General features: G+C 62.6%; 12 protein-coding genes. 5 read left to right on the top strand and 7 right to left on the bottom strand.

Annotation, left to right across the window (positions count from 1 at the left end; genetic code table 11):
- Positions 1-39: 39 nt before the first annotated feature.
- The 3 genes from I2I01_RS07585 to I2I01_RS07575 are packed head-to-tail and all read right to left on the bottom strand — an operon-like array spanning position 40 to position 2,664.
- Positions 40-1,098: a carboxypeptidase-like regulatory domain-containing protein gene (locus I2I01_RS07585; protein ID WP_196285849.1), complete on the bottom strand. Its 1,059-nt coding sequence runs from the start codon at positions 1,096-1,098 to the stop codon at positions 40-42.
- Positions 1,099-1,123: 25 nt separating this feature from the next.
- Positions 1,124-1,831, bottom strand: a complete 708-nt coding sequence (locus I2I01_RS07580) for a carboxypeptidase-like regulatory domain-containing protein (protein WP_196285848.1) — start codon at positions 1,829-1,831, stop codon at positions 1,124-1,126.
- Positions 1,832-1,857: 26 nt separating this feature from the next.
- On the bottom strand, positions 1,858-2,664 hold the full coding sequence (locus tag I2I01_RS07575; RefSeq protein WP_196285847.1) for a carboxypeptidase-like regulatory domain-containing protein: 807 nt from the start codon (positions 2,662-2,664) through the stop codon (positions 1,858-1,860).
- A 101-nt stretch (positions 2,665-2,765) separates the two neighbouring features.
- Between I2I01_RS07575 and I2I01_RS07570 the strand changes: the two genes are divergently transcribed.
- The 4 genes from I2I01_RS07570 to I2I01_RS07555 are packed head-to-tail and all read left to right on the top strand — an operon-like array spanning position 2,766 to position 6,852.
- Positions 2,766-3,299 (top strand): hypothetical protein, encoded by a 534-nt coding sequence (locus tag I2I01_RS07570; RefSeq protein WP_196285846.1) that lies wholly within the window; start codon positions 2,766-2,768, stop codon positions 3,297-3,299.
- A gap of 51 nt (positions 3,300-3,350) precedes the next feature.
- Entirely contained in the window at positions 3,351-5,108 is a 1,758-nt protein-coding gene (locus I2I01_RS07565) for an amino acid permease (RefSeq protein WP_196285845.1), read from the top strand.
- A 55-nt stretch (positions 5,109-5,163) separates the two neighbouring features.
- Positions 5,164-6,270, top strand: coding sequence for a sensor histidine kinase (locus tag I2I01_RS07560; protein WP_196285844.1), 1,107 nt, complete (start codon positions 5,164-5,166; stop codon positions 6,268-6,270).
- A gap of 39 nt (positions 6,271-6,309) precedes the next feature.
- Complete coding sequence (locus I2I01_RS07555) at positions 6,310-6,852, top strand: transposase (RefSeq protein WP_196285843.1); 543 nt, start codon at positions 6,310-6,312, stop codon at positions 6,850-6,852.
- Positions 6,853-6,867: 15 nt separating this feature from the next.
- Here I2I01_RS07555 and I2I01_RS07550 read toward each other — a convergent pair whose 3' ends face one another.
- Positions 6,868-7,920, bottom strand: coding sequence for a DMT family transporter (locus I2I01_RS07550; protein WP_211537871.1), 1,053 nt, complete (start codon positions 7,918-7,920; stop codon positions 6,868-6,870).
- A 251-nt stretch (positions 7,921-8,171) separates the two neighbouring features.
- Here I2I01_RS07550 and hemA point away from each other — a divergent pair, with 251 nt between their 5' ends.
- Positions 8,172-9,443 carry a glutamyl-tRNA reductase gene (gene hemA / locus I2I01_RS07545; protein WP_196286696.1) on the top strand — a complete coding sequence of 424 codons (1,272 nt, stop codon included), beginning with the start codon at positions 8,172-8,174 and terminating at the stop codon, positions 9,441-9,443.
- 208 nt (positions 9,444-9,651) lie between these two features.
- Here hemA and I2I01_RS07540 read toward each other — a convergent pair whose 3' ends face one another.
- From I2I01_RS07540 to fdhD, 3 genes are all read right to left on the bottom strand, one after another.
- Entirely contained in the window at positions 9,652-12,216 is a 2,565-nt protein-coding gene (locus I2I01_RS07540) for an FdhF/YdeP family oxidoreductase (protein ID WP_196285842.1), read from the bottom strand.
- Between the two features lie 114 nt (positions 12,217-12,330).
- The gene (locus tag I2I01_RS07535; protein ID WP_196285841.1) at positions 12,331-12,678 is read right to left on the bottom strand and encodes a DUF7009 family protein; all 348 of its coding nucleotides are present in this window, start codon (positions 12,676-12,678) and stop codon (positions 12,331-12,333) included.
- Between the two features lie 119 nt (positions 12,679-12,797).
- A complete protein-coding gene (gene fdhD, locus I2I01_RS07530; RefSeq protein ID WP_196285840.1) occupies positions 12,798-13,667 on the bottom strand; it encodes a formate dehydrogenase accessory sulfurtransferase FdhD in 870 nt (289 codons plus the stop codon).
- Between the last annotated feature and the right edge of the window lie 67 nt (positions 13,668-13,734).

Raw genomic sequence — 13,734 nt, 5'->3', positions numbered from 1 at the left:
ACCCTTTGAGAAGGCTTTTCGGGGCCGAAAAGTTTGGGTTCAGGAGCTGCTTTTGTGCGGCCGGGGTGGCCGCACCGGTGGGCGAGTGCGGGCAATCTTGCCCATGATTCCGCCCCGCCCGAGTGTAGAGAGTAGCCGCACTTCCAGCCGCGCCGTGGGCGGGCGGTTGATATCCAGCGGAACATACTTCGGCATGAAAACGAAGTGACCGGCTGTAAATCGCAGTACGAGTTGCCGCTGTTCGAGCACTTTCCAATCGCGGGCAAACGTAAGCTTGAATTCGCCTTGCCCGTTGGCCACGGTCCCGTATTTAGTACCATCGATGAATACCTCGGCCCCGGGCACCGGCAACTGAAGCGAATCGTCCACGACCACCCCGCGAATGGTGATGGCCGCGCGGCTGGCAGCCAGCGAAAACAACGCGCCGGGCACCGGCGCCGGGGGCCCCTCTGCATCGGCCTTTCCTTTAAGAAAGCCCCGTTGCGGTACCGATAGCTGGCGTATGACGACCGGAGCCGGCGCGGGTTCGCCTTTCACCGACACCACCACCGTTTTTTCGAGCAAGGCAAACGGCCGCCGGGCAATGCGCAACGTGACGGAGCCGGCTTTCACCGGCTCCCAGTTGGCAGGCAACGTCACCGAGAATTCGCCGCGCTCGTTGGTTATCACCCCGTAGGGAGTTTTGTCGATATAGACCGGGGCGCTGGCCAACGGCACATTCAACGAGTCATCGAGCACCACGCCCCGGATGGTGATAATGGCCTGGGCCGGGTTTTGCCGGACTAGCACCTCCGCCGGCAAGGGGCTGGGCAGCCGTAGCGCCGCCACAGGCTGGCCGCTGAGCAGGGTCATGGCCGCCAGCAACCAGCGTCGCGGGCCTTGGGCGCGCCCAAACGAAAATCCAACGGCCGGCACCGCCGGGGCGGCTATGAAAGCGCACACGGGCCCACGGCGCGCCGCCAGAAAGGCCAGCACCTCGGCCTCGCTCATGCGCGTGAAATCGACCACTTCCGTTTGGCAGCTGTGGCAGTGGCGGCCCGCCGCAGTGGGGGACATGTTGTCCCAGTTGGCGGCGCAGGGCTTCGGAATGGTTACCATGGAAACAGCGGCTAGCGAGCTTAGCTTATTTCACGGGCGGCGCCACCGGCGGCTCCGGCATCCGGATGCGCCCCATCACCTTGCCCCGGTCGGGAATGGAGGCCAGCTGCACCATTAGTGGCGCGGGCCGGGGCGTGGTGCGCACGTCCACGGCCACGGTTTGTTCCTTGAAGTCAAAGGGATTGCCGGAAAATTTGAGTGCCACTTTACCGTTAGCAATGGGGGCCCAGCTACGGGCCATGGTCAGCTCGAAATTGCCTTTGTCGTCGGTAGTGGTGCCAAACTCGGTGTCGTTGATGAGCACCCGGATGCCGGCCACGGGCGTATTATTGGCCCCGTCCAGCACCTGCCCGCGAATGACAATTTGCTGGGTTTCGGGAGCCGTGGCATCGGATGCAGGGGAAGCGCTGGCCTGTGCGGGCGGCGACTGGGGCGGCTTGGGGGCGCACGACGAAGCCACCGGCTGCCAGCCCAACAGGGCCAGCCCCGCCACCAGCCAGCGCCGCCAACGGCTAGCCGGCACTGGCGCTAGCTGTGTGCTAAAAGCAAGCCCGCATACCCGCTGCCCACTACGCGCCGCCAAAAAGGCCAGCACCTCGGCCTCGCTCATGCGCGTGAAATCGACCACTTCGGTGGCGCACACGGCGCAGTGGCGGCCCTGGGCCGTGGGCGTCATGGCGGCCCAGCTTTCGGGGCAGGGCTGCGGAATGCGGAGGGCGGGGCTGGTAGTCATGCGGCTAATGTAACGTTTTCGGCGGCTCAGCCGCGGCGGAAGGGGCGCGTGAGCCAGTATTTGCTCCACCGATAGAAAGCGCGTGGGTGCCAGGGCCACGGCGAAGCTAATGCCATAACTCCTCCCGCCACGACAACCACTTCGCCGCTCAACATGCCTTTCACATCGGGCTGAAGCTTAAATGTCAGCGGCTTCGGGCTGCTGGTTGCGATGCTTAGTTCTTGCGAAACATACCCAAGGCAGCGTACCTCTAACACGACTAGGCCATACTGTCGGTATTCGTCGGGCACCCGCAATTCAAATGTGCCGTCGGCAACGGTTGCAACTCCTACCGTGGAGTTCCGAATAAGTACGGACGCGCCCGGCAAACCTTCCCGAGTGGTCGAGTCGAGCACCAAGCCCTTCAATACCAACGGCTCGGAGGCCTCTGCTACGTCTTTCATATCGGCTGCTTGCGCCACCGGCACCGGGCCGCCCCAGTAGCGGGCGCGCCATTCCGTCGGCGCTTGGGCCTTCGCATCCGTCCCTATTCCTTCGCGCAGCCCCCACAAAGCCACGGCCGCCGCCAGCCAGGTGCGCCAGCGCGCCACCGTTGGGGCAGCCGGGGCGGCGCGCTGCAACGGCCGCCCGAGCTGCCCCGCCGCGAAACGGCCGCAGGTGCGGCCGCCCGCGGCACCGGCCAGCAAGGCCAGAATTTCGGCGTCGGTTTTGTGAGTGAAGTCGACTACCGTTTTCTGGCAGGCGGCGCAGTGGCGGCCCTGGGCGGCGGGCGTCATGGCGGCCCAGCTTTCATGGCAGGGCTGCGGAATGTGAAGGATGGTAGCTGGGCGCATCGGTACAGGCTTTTGCTCTTGATGCCCGGCCGGCAAAAACTGCACACATTCCGGCGCAAAATCTCGTACCTTGGTTATTGTCATCCTCCTACCCCACTGCCATGACATCTGCTCTACGCCTCAGCCCACTTGCCCTGCTACTGCTGCCGCTGCTCGGCCAAGCCCAAACGGGCGCCACCAGCTCTATTGGCTTAGAGCTGCCAGCGCCGGCGCCGCCCAGCAGGGGCCACTTCCTGACGGGTGCCTACGTGGTGGGCACCTACTCGGCCCTACCCCTCAGCAGCAGCTACGGCTACGGGGTGCAGCCGTTTTTGCGCTACCAGTGGGGCAGCGGTACCAGCAGCCGGCGGCCGTACGTGCAGTACAGCTTCGCGCCTTACCGCATGCCTACCTACAGCGCCGGTCAATTTGCTGGGACCGACGCTGCGGCCCGGCCCGCCAATGCTGGGTTTGCACCGCTGGCTTTTCGCCAGGCACCACTTGGCGCACTGCCCTACGGCAGCTACGGCGGGCTGGGCGCTTTCTCGGTGGGAATCCCCATGCAGATTGGACGCAGTTCGGCCGTGTTGAATGTGACCGGCACAATAGTTCAGGGACTCCTGAACCCGGCCACCTGGGGCGTGACGGGGCTATAACCCGCGCCGGGGCGCTATCTTTTGCCCCTCAAACCCGCCCCTCCACCTTTCATGAGTTCCCAGAAGTCCTTGTTTCGTCGCAAAACCATTGCGGCCATCCTCCAAAATCCACCCGCCGACCACGAGGGCCACGCCAGCGGCCTGGCCCGCCACCTGACCGTGCGCGACCTCACGGCCCTCGGCATTGCGGCCATCATCGGGGCCGGTATCTTCAGCACCATAGGCAAGGCCAGCCTGGATGGCGGCCCGGCGGTGTCGCTGCTGTTTGTGTTCACGGCCGTGGCCTGCGCGTTTTCGGCCCTGTGCTACGCGCAGTTTGCGGCCACCATCCCGGTCAGCGGCTCGGCTTATACTTATGCCTACGCCTCCTTCGGCGAGCTGGCAGCCTGGATTATCGGCTGGGCGCTGATAATGGAATATGCGGTGGGCAACATCGTGGTGGCCATTTCCTGGTCCGACTACTTCACCGGGCTGCTCGATGGGATAGGAATACACATCCCCGACTACCTCAGCACCGGCACCCAGAGCGCCTACCAGGGCTATCATTCTGCTCTTAATGCGATGATTGCGCACCAGCCGCTCACGGCGGCGCAGGAAGCCAGCTACAAGCTCTGGGCCACCGCACCGCTGCTGTTCGGCGACTTCCATTTGGTGTGCGACCTGCCGGCTTTCCTCATCACGGTCCTCATCACGGCGCTGGTGTACGTGGGCATCAAGGAAAGCAAAAACGCCTCCAACCTGCTGGTGCTGCTCAAGCTGATTGTGGTGTTCGTCGTCATTGCGGTAGGCGCCTTCTACGTGCAGCCGGCCAACTGGACGCCCTTCGCCCCCAACGGCGTGAGCGGTGTGCTCAAGGGCGTGTCGGCGGTGTTTTTTGCCTACATCGGCTTCGATGCCATCTCCACCACGGCTGAGGAATGCAAGAACCCGCAGCGCGACCTGCCCAAGGCCATGATGTACGCCCTCGTCATCTGCACGGTGCTGTACGTCATCATCACGCTGGTGCTCACGGGCATGGTGAGCTATAAAGAACTGGGCGTGGGCGACCCGCTCTCGTTCGTGTTTGCCAAGGTGGGGCTGTCGCGCCTGTCGGGCCTGGTGGCGGTGAGTGCGGTGTTTGCCATGGCCTCGGTGCTGCTGGTGTTCCAATTGGGGCAGCCGCGCATCTGGCTCACCATGAGCCGCGACGGGCTGCTGCCATCGGTGTTTTCCAAGATTCACCCGCGCTTCCACACGCCTTCGTTCAGCACCATTGTCACGGGCTTTTTTGTGGCGGTGCCGGCCTTGGTGCTCAACATGGATTTGGTGGTCGACCTCACCAGCATCGGCACGCTGTTCGCGTTTGCGCTGGTGTGCGGTGGCATTCTGATTATCGACCCCTACGGCAAGTCGGAGGCTCGCTTCAAGGTGCCCTACATCAACGGGCAGTGGCTGGTGCCGCTGATTCTGGCCATCGGCGCCTTCCTGGTGGTGCGCTACAACGCAGCCTCCAACCATGAGTTCTGGCTCGATGCCAGCGGGCAGCACGGCTGGCTGCAAACCGATGCCGTGAGCGGCAAGGTGACGGGCGGCTTCGCCCACCAGATTCCCACGCTGGTGTTTTTCCTGTTCTGCATCGGCCTGAGCGTGCTGTCGTTCCGCAAAAAGCTTTCGCTGCTGCCGGTGCTGGGGCTGCTTATCAACCTGTACCTGATGACAGAGCTGGGCATCAGCAACTGGACCCTGTTCTTCGTGTGGCTACTGATTGGGCTGGCGGTTTACTTTGGCTATGGGTACCGTAACTCGCGGCTAAACCCGGCGGTGGGCTAAGCAGTTGCGCGTGGGTTAGGTATTTGGCTGCTGCTTTTTTTCTTTGCGCTGACTTATGAATCCCTCCGCTGCTTTTCTGCAACAAGCCCTCGACGCCAGTCCGCAAGTTTTCTTTGTATACGACGCCACGGCCGCCCGCATCGATTTTGTGAGCGCGGCCTACGAGCAGCTTTTCCCCGATTTTCGGCGCGAAAACGCCACCGCCGACCTGCCCCGCCTGTTGGCCTTGCTACCGGCCGAAGACCAGCAATATGCCCGGCGCTGCCTGGGCGAACTGCTGGCCGGCCACCACTGCGACGACCTGCTGTTGCGCCTGCAACCCAGCCCCGACGCGCCCCTGCGCTGGGTATCGATGCGGGCCCAACGCAGCGTGAGTTCCGAAGGCCAGGTGCTGCTTTCGGGCACCGTAGAAGACGTGACGGCGGAACAGGAGTACTTGCGCAACTCTGACAAGTACATGGCCAAGAAGAACACCACGCTCGAAATTCTGTCGCACGACCTGGCCGGTCCGTTTAACATGCTGCAGCAATTGGCTGAGTTCCTGGAGGAGCGCACCCGCAGCCTGCAGGACGAGCACGTGCAGAAGATGCTACGCATCATGCGCGACACCTGCCGCGACAGCGTGAACCTCATCCGCGACTTCGTGGACGGCGAGTTCATGGAATCGTCCAACGTCGATTTTAAGCCCTCGCGCGTCGACTTGGTGCAGGCCCTGCGGGAAGTGGTTGACATGTACAGGCAGGGGGAGCACCTGGTGGCCAAGCATTTCTTCTTCCGCTCTGCGCAGCCCTTGTTGCTGATGGAGGTTGACAACAACAAATTTCTACAGGTCATCAACAACCTGATATCCAACTCCATCAAATTCACCCGCGAGGGTGGTAACATTACTGTCTCGGTGGAGCAGCAAGCCGACCAGGTGCTCGTGTCCGTGGCCGACGACGGCGTGGGTATTCCGCCCAAGATGTTGCCGGTGCTGTTCGACCGCTTCACGCCGGCCCGCCGGCCGGGCTTGCTCGGAGAGAAAACCACCGGTCTGGGCATGCACATCATCGAAACCATTGTGCGCCTGCACCACGGCCGCATTTGGGTGGAAAGCGAGGAGAACGTGGGCACCACATTCTACATTCAACTGCCGCTGCCGAGCGGGGCGGGGGCTAAATAGAAACGCATGGTCCGCTAGCATTGGGGCCTCCCCCGCTTCATGACCTCCCTCCTCACCTTCCGACTGCACGGCACCATACCGGCCGCCACCGGCCGCGAGCTGCAGGCCGAGTTGCGCCAGGCCCAGGAAGTCGGTACCGACCACCGCCGCGCTCAAAAACAGTTTTTTGCCAAGTTCGATGCCGTGCTCGACCGCGGCCCCATCGGCCCGCGCTACTTCGAAAACGAGAAAATAGCCGAAGTGCTGGCTGGTGAAATCATGATGCTGGAAGAAACCGGTTTCCGCGTGCACGCCTTCGCCATCTTGCCCAATCACGCCCACCTCGTGCTGGAACTGTCCGCCGACAGCTCCCTGTCTTTCGCCAAAGCCGTCGACCTGCTGCACCTGCGCACCGGCACCGCCTGCCGCCGTTTGGTACGCCCCAAGCTCCCGCCCGAAGCCGAGTTTTGGCAGGTAGGCTGGCACGAATACGGCGTGCAGGATGCTGCCGAGCTGGCGCGCCTGCTGACTTATGTGCGCGGCAATGCCCGGCAGGCAGGGCTACCGGCGCGGTTTCAGGAGTGGCCGTACGCGAGTGAGTAAAATGGGAAAACGCTCCTACTTCGCCCGGTGTACAATCAGCACGCCGCCCAGAATCACCACCATGCCTACGAAGTGCCAGATATTGAACGCCTCCCCGTCGAGCGCACCCAAGGCCAGGGCAACGATGGGAATGAGGTAGGTGCTGGACGAAGCAAACAGGGCCGTTGACTGCTGAATTAGCTTGTTGAACAATACCATGGCCACCGCCGTGCTCATGGTGGCCAGCAGCGCGATGTAGCCGAAGGCCGTCCAGGCGCCCGGTACGGTAGCCAGCTTGTGCAAGAAATCGGTGCCCAGCAGCAGGAAAGCCAGCGCCGGCCCGCCAATGAGCATGAGCAGCACGGAAGTCACCGCCACCGGCGTCAATCCGTTTAGCTTGTGTTTAATCACGTTTACGCTCACGCCGTAGCCGATGGTGGCGGCCACAATGTAGAGGCCGTACCAGGCGTTGCCCTCGCCGGTGGGCGTGGCGTCGCCGCCGCTGCCGCCCAGCTGCAGCATCACCACCGTGCCCACCAGTCCCAGGCCGATGCCCAGCACCCGCAGCACCGTGAGCCGCTGCCCAAACAGCAGCGCACCCACCAGCAGCACGAATACCGCCGTGAGGGCATTGAGCACGCCCGCCAGCCCCGAGGCCAGCCGGGTTTCGGCGTAAGCAAACAGGAAAGCCGGCAGCAGCGTGCCCACCACGCCGCTTAGCGCCAGCCACTTGAAGCGGCTGCGCGCCACGCTGCCCACGTGGCGCAGGGCAAATGGCAGCAGCAGCGCCGCTGCCACGCTTACCCGAATAGCGCCCAGCTCGAGGGCCGAAAACACCACCAAGCCCTTCTTCATCAGAATGAACGAGGTGCCCCAGATGCAGGCCAGGATAATCAGCAAGGCCCATGCCATGGGCGTGGTGGCAGCCGGCGCGGGGGCGGCCAGCGCCTCGGCTGCTTCAAGGGAAGCCGTTTCGTCGGTGGCGCCCAAGGCACCGGTGTTGCCGCTGGGTTGGAACCCGCCCGAGGCAACCCCGGCGGTGCGGGACGCGAGTGGAGAATCAGTGGCAGCAGGGTTTTTCGATAACATGGGGCAAAGGTACGCGCCCTCCGCACGGCGGTTATTCCGGAAAGTTGCGGCTTTGGGGCTGGCTGTCTGGCGCGGGGCGGCTGATTTTCGTCAGCTGCCACTTGGTTGCTGGCCTTTGCACCGCCTGAGGCTGCCCTGGCGCCTGATATTCGTCAGGTTTGGGGGCGAACCCTGGCTTAGCCTTGGCTGTTGGTAGGGCGTACCGAAATCCTGCCGTAATTTTGTCGTCCGATTTCGTGTCGTTTCTATCTATGTCGCATCCGTTCAAGGCCGTTAGCCTATCGTTCAAGAAAGCGCCGCTGGCCATCCGCGAGCTGCTTTCGCTGGACGAGGCCGCCTGTCGCCGCTTTCTACACACGCTGCACAATGAGCTGGGCCTAAGCGACCTGCTCGTGCTCAGCACCTGCAACCGCACCGAAGTTTACTACGCCGCCGAGGACGACCGCAGCCGCGAGATTATCCTCGCCCTCGGCGACCTCAAGGGCCGCCCCGACGTGGGCCAGTTCCTCCCCTACTTCGACTTGCTCCCCACCGCCGACGCGGCCGTGCAGCACCTCTTCGACGTAGCCATGGGCCTCGACGCCCAGGTGGTGGGCGACCTGCAAATCAGCAACCAGGTGAAAATGGCCTACCAATGGGCCGCCGACGCCGACGCCGCCGGCCCCTTCCTGCACCGCCTGCTGCACACGGTATTCTTCACCAACAAGCGCGTGCAAACCGAAACCAGCTTCCGCGACGGCGCTGCCTCCGTGAGCTACGCCGCCCTGGAATTGGTAGAGGAGTTGACCGCCGACGTGGCCAACCCCAAAGTGCTGGTGGTGGGCCTGGGTGAAATTGGGGCCGACGTGTGCCGCCACCTGGCCGCCAGCAAAGGCTTCGGCGAAATCACGCTCTGCAACCGCACCCGCAGCAAGGCCGAGGCCCTGGCCGAAGAGTGCGGCATGAACATCGTGGACTTCGAGGACCTAGTGCCCGCGCTGAAAGAAGCCGACGTCATTATCTCGTCCATCAACCGCGCCGAGCCCTTCTTCACCAAGGAATTGGTGCAGCACCTCGACGTGCTGAGCTTCAAATTCTTTATTGACCTGAGCGTGCCCCGCAGCATCGCTGCCGACGTGGAGCAAGTGCCCGGCGTGCTGGTGTATAACATCGACGCCATCCAGAGCAAAGCCTCAGCCGCGCTGGAAGTGCGCTTGGCCGCTGTGCCGCAGGTGCGCGCCATCATCGGCGAGAGCATTGCCGGCCTCAGCGAGTGGAGCAAGGAAATGATGGTGTCGCCCATCATCCAGAAAGTGAAAGCCAGCCTGGAGCAGCTGCGCCAGGAAGAGTTGGACCGTTTCCAGAAAAAAGCCACCCCCGCCGAAAGCAAGCTCCTCGACGAGGCCACCCGCTCCCTCATGCAAAAGGTGCTCAAGCAGCACGTGCTGCAGCTCAAAGCCGCCTGCAAGCGCGACGACGCTGGCCAGCTGGTGGAATTGCTGGGCGAGCTGTTCGACCTGGAGAAGCAGCCGGCAGCGGTATAACCCTGTTCGTCTGTCATTGCGAGTGAAGCGCAGCGAAACGCAGCAATCCTTCATCTCATCCGCGACAAGCCTTGAGAAGTAATAAAGTCAAACAAAAGCCCCAGTGCCATTGCGGTACCGGGGCTTTCTGGTAAGAGGGCGTGTCTGGTATTGACAGGACGGATTGCCGCGTTTCGCTGCGCTCCACTCGCAATGACAGGCGGGACGCTTATGCCTGCTCCATCATCTTCTCCCGCTCCTTGATGCGGAGGTCATTGTTGGCAGCAGTGGGCACCACCGTTACCACCACGTATTTCGAGGTGGGCGTATTGCTCACTTTAGCCACGCTGCCGATGGGTACCAGGGGGTTGGCCTCGGGGAAGTAGGCCGAAACGTTGCCTTTCGGGATATCATACGGGACGGCAACAAACTTCTCTACCCGGCGCTGCTCGCCCTTGTAGTGGCTGGTGATGTCGATGAGGTCCTTAGCCTTAATATTGCGGTCGGCCATGTCGGCCGGGTTCATGAAGAGCACGCGGCGTTCGCCGTGGATACCGCGGTATCGGTCGTTATACTCGTAGATGGTGGTATTGAACTGGTCGTGCGAGCGCACGGTCATCAGCACTAGTTGGTCGGGCTCCAGGTGGTATTTCTCCAGCGTGGTTTTGCTGAAGTTGGCCTTGCCGTTGTCGGTGGTGAATTTCCGTTCGCGGGGGCCATTGGGTAGGTAGAAGCCGCCCGGCTTGCGCAGCTTGCGGTTGTAGTCCTCAAAGCCCGGAATGACACGGGCAATGTGGTCGCGGATGACGTCGTAGTTCTCCGTCATGGCTACCCAGTCAGTCTTGGTTTTGCTGCCCAGCGTGGCTATTGCCATGCCGCAGATGATGGCCACTTCGCTCAGTTGGTCGCCCTCCACGGGCACCAGCACGCCCTTATTCTGGCTCACCACGCCCATCGAGTTTTCGCAGCTCGTCATCTGGTGGCCAGCCCTTTGCATATCGATATCGGCGTGGGCGAAGGTGGGCAGCAGCAGGCTGGTTTCGCCGGTCACCAAGTGGCCGCGGTTGAGCTTAGTGCCCACGTACACCGTCAGCTTTTGCTTGCGCATGGCTTCGGCAATGACTTCGGTATCGGGGCCGGCCGCCAGCAGGTTGCCGCCCAGGCTGAAGTATACCTTGGTGTGTCCTAGGCGCATGGCCTTGATGGATTCGACCACGTCGAACCCGTCTTTCGTGGGTGGCTTGAAGCCGAACTCTTTCTCCAGCGAATCAAGGAAATGCTTCGGCATGCGCTCCCAGATGCCCATCGTGCGGTCGCCCTGCACGTTGGAGTGGCCGCGCACCGGGCAGGTGCCCGCGCCGGGCTTGCCGATGGCGCCCTTCATCAGCAGCAGGTTCACAATTTCCTTCACCGTTTCCACGCCCTGGCGCTGCTGCGTGATGCCCATGGCCCAGCACACGATGATTTTCTGCTTGCGGGCAATGATGTTGGCTGCCTCCAGCAGCTGCGCGCGGCTGATGCCGCTGATGGTTTCAATATCTTCCCAGCTGGTATCAAGAATATTCTGTTTAAACTCCTCGAAGCCAGTGGTGAACTCCTTCACAAATGCGTGGTCGACCACCTGGCCGGGGTTCAGTTCCTCAGCTTCAAACAGGTGCTTCATGATGCCGCGCAGCAGGGCCATGTCGCCGTCGATGCGCACTTGCAGGTAGAGGTCGGTAATCTGGGTGCCGCCGCCGAGGAGAGTACCCATGGCTCTCAGCGGGTTCATGAAGTCCTGCGGGTTGCGGAAGTGGTTGAGGCCGGCTTCAATCAGCGGGTTCACGCTGATGATTTTGGCGCCATTTTTCTTCGCGATTTGCAGGGCCGAGAGCATGCGCGGGTGATTGGTGCCCGGGTTTTGGCCCATGATGATGAGCACCTCCGCCTCGTGAATGTCGTTAAGCGTGACCGAGCCTTTGCCCAGCCCAGTAGTGGGTGTGAGGCCCGAGCCGCTGCTCTCGTGGCACATGTTGGAGCAGTCGGGCAGATTGTTGGTGCCAAACTCGCGGGCAAACAGCTGGAACAAGAAGGCCGGCTCGTTCGGCACTTTGCCCGAGGTGTAGAAAATGGCTTCCTCCGGCGACTTTATGGCGTTCAGCTCCTTAGCAATAATGTCGAAAGCATCGGGCCAGGCAATGCGCGAGTAGTGGTTGTCGCCGGGGCGCTTCACCAGCGGGTGGGTGAGGCGGCCGGCGTTGTTGAGGTCGCGGTCGGTCATGCGCGAAAGCTCGGCCAGGCTGTGCTTGGCGAAGAATTCGGGGCCAGCAGCGCGGTGGTCGGAATCGGAAGCGCTGGCCTTGGCCCCGTTCTCGCAGAACTCGGCCACCGAGCGGTGTTCGTCGGGGTCGGGCCAGGCGCAGCTGGAGCAGTCGAAGCCGTCCTTCTGATTCATCTTCAGCAGCGCGTGGGTGCCGCGGGTCATGCCGCCCTCGCTCCAGCTGAACTGCATCGACTTGAGCACGGCCGTGACGCCGGCCGCAATTTTCTGCCGCTCCTCCAGCTGCAGGCCGGTGAGGGCCTCCGGCGGCTGGGCCAGCACGGGGTGTTCGTATTTGGCGTTGGCCACGTCGGGTGCGGGAATGTGGGCGTGCACGTGGGTTCGGTTGGGGTCGGAACGGTAGTGGTTGGGCGCGGGTGCCGCGCCCTGGGCGGGCCGTTCGCCGCTTTTGGGCGCGTTGGCTTCGGCGCCCTGCTCGTGGGTACGGCCGGCCTTGCTGGGGTCGTTCTGGGGAGAGTGCGGAGTATCGGGCATGGCTTGAAGTGTTGAATTTTCAGGGTTGAGGGTTGAGTTTGTGGAAGCGTTGAACTGAAGACTCACTAAGTGGCAGCACACTCAACATTCAACCCTCAAAACTCAACATTCTTGCTAGTGCTTGCAGTCCAAGTCCTTCTCTACCAGAATGCGCAGGTGCTGGCTTTCGGACAGTGGCAAGTCGTGGGAGAAGCCGTTCTGCTCGGTTTCGACCCAAGCTTTGGCCAGCGCAAAGGGCACCAACACGGTGAGGGCGCCCGGCTCGTAATGAATCTGCACGGGCTCCTCGTTGGGCATCGTCTGGGGGCGCTCGGAGCCGCGCTCCAGGGCGTAGGTGAGGCGCTGCTCGGGGTTGGGGCCGAAGTGCACGGCCCCTTCCACGTGGCCCTTTTCGGCAAACTCGGCTACCTCGCCATCGGAGAGGCGCAGGCGCAGGGTGTCGTCTTCGATGCGGAGTTTCATAGATGGGTGGGATTTGGGGTGAAAGTTAAACGGATGGCCCCGGCGGGCGTTGCCGGATGCAGGTGCATTGGGTGGCTTTTCCCACTAAATTTTCACCGCACAGCACGTAGCCTAAACCGTTACACGGCCAACCGCCAGCCGTGACTGTAAATATTGAACCGCTCGTTGCGCACAAAGCCCAGCACCGTCATTCCAAAGTTTTCGGCCGCCTGCACCGCTAGGCTGCTTGGGGCTCCCACTGCCGCCAGAATGCCAATGCCCGCCGCCGCCGCTTTCTGCACCAACTCGAAACTGACGCGGCCGCTCACCAGCAACACGTGCTGATGCAACGGCAGCCACCCGGCCAGCAGCGCGGCCCCAATCACCTTGTCCAGCGCGTTGTGACGGCCCACATCTTCGCGCAACAGCAGCAGCTCCCCCTCCGGCGAAAACAGGGCCGAGGCGTGCTGGCCGCCCGTCTGCTCGAAGCCGGCCTGGGCTGCGCGCAGCTTCTCCGGTAGCTGGTGCACCACGGCTGCACTGAGGAGCGGGCCGGCAGCGGGCAGCACCGGGCAGCTTGCGGTTTGCACAGCGGCTATGCTGGTTTTCCCGCACACGCCACAGCTGGAGCTGGTGTAGAAATGGCGCTCCATCGCCTGGAAATCGACTTGCACATGAGCGTCCAGCTCGGCCCTCACTACGTTACCGGCCTCTTCGGCCTTTTGCACATCGGGGCAGGGAATGATGCCCAGCAAGTCGGCTTTATCGTGGATAAGGCCTTCGGTGAGCAGAAAGCCGGCAGCCAGCTCTTCGTCGTGGCCGGGCGTGCGCATGGTGACGGACAGGGTACGGTGCAGGCGCTGGCCCCCGGCCTCGTAGCCGACGCGGATTTCCAGCGGTTCTTCGGCGGCCAGCTGGTCGGAGGCGGGCACGGGTGGGCCGCTGCCGCTCACTTTCTGGATGGTGGCGAATTCGTAGCTGGTGGCGGGGAGCAGAATGGCGGGATTCATGGGGATGGGGTGAGCGCACCTTCGAAAGTAGAAAGTGAAGCTGCTGGTTTTTAATTTTTGATTGCGC

The organism is Hymenobacter properus (assembly GCF_015694735.1).
Taxonomy (GTDB): Bacteria; Bacteroidota; Bacteroidia; order Cytophagales; family Hymenobacteraceae; genus Hymenobacter; species Hymenobacter properus.
This window is presented reverse-complemented; position numbering and strand designations above follow the sequence as displayed.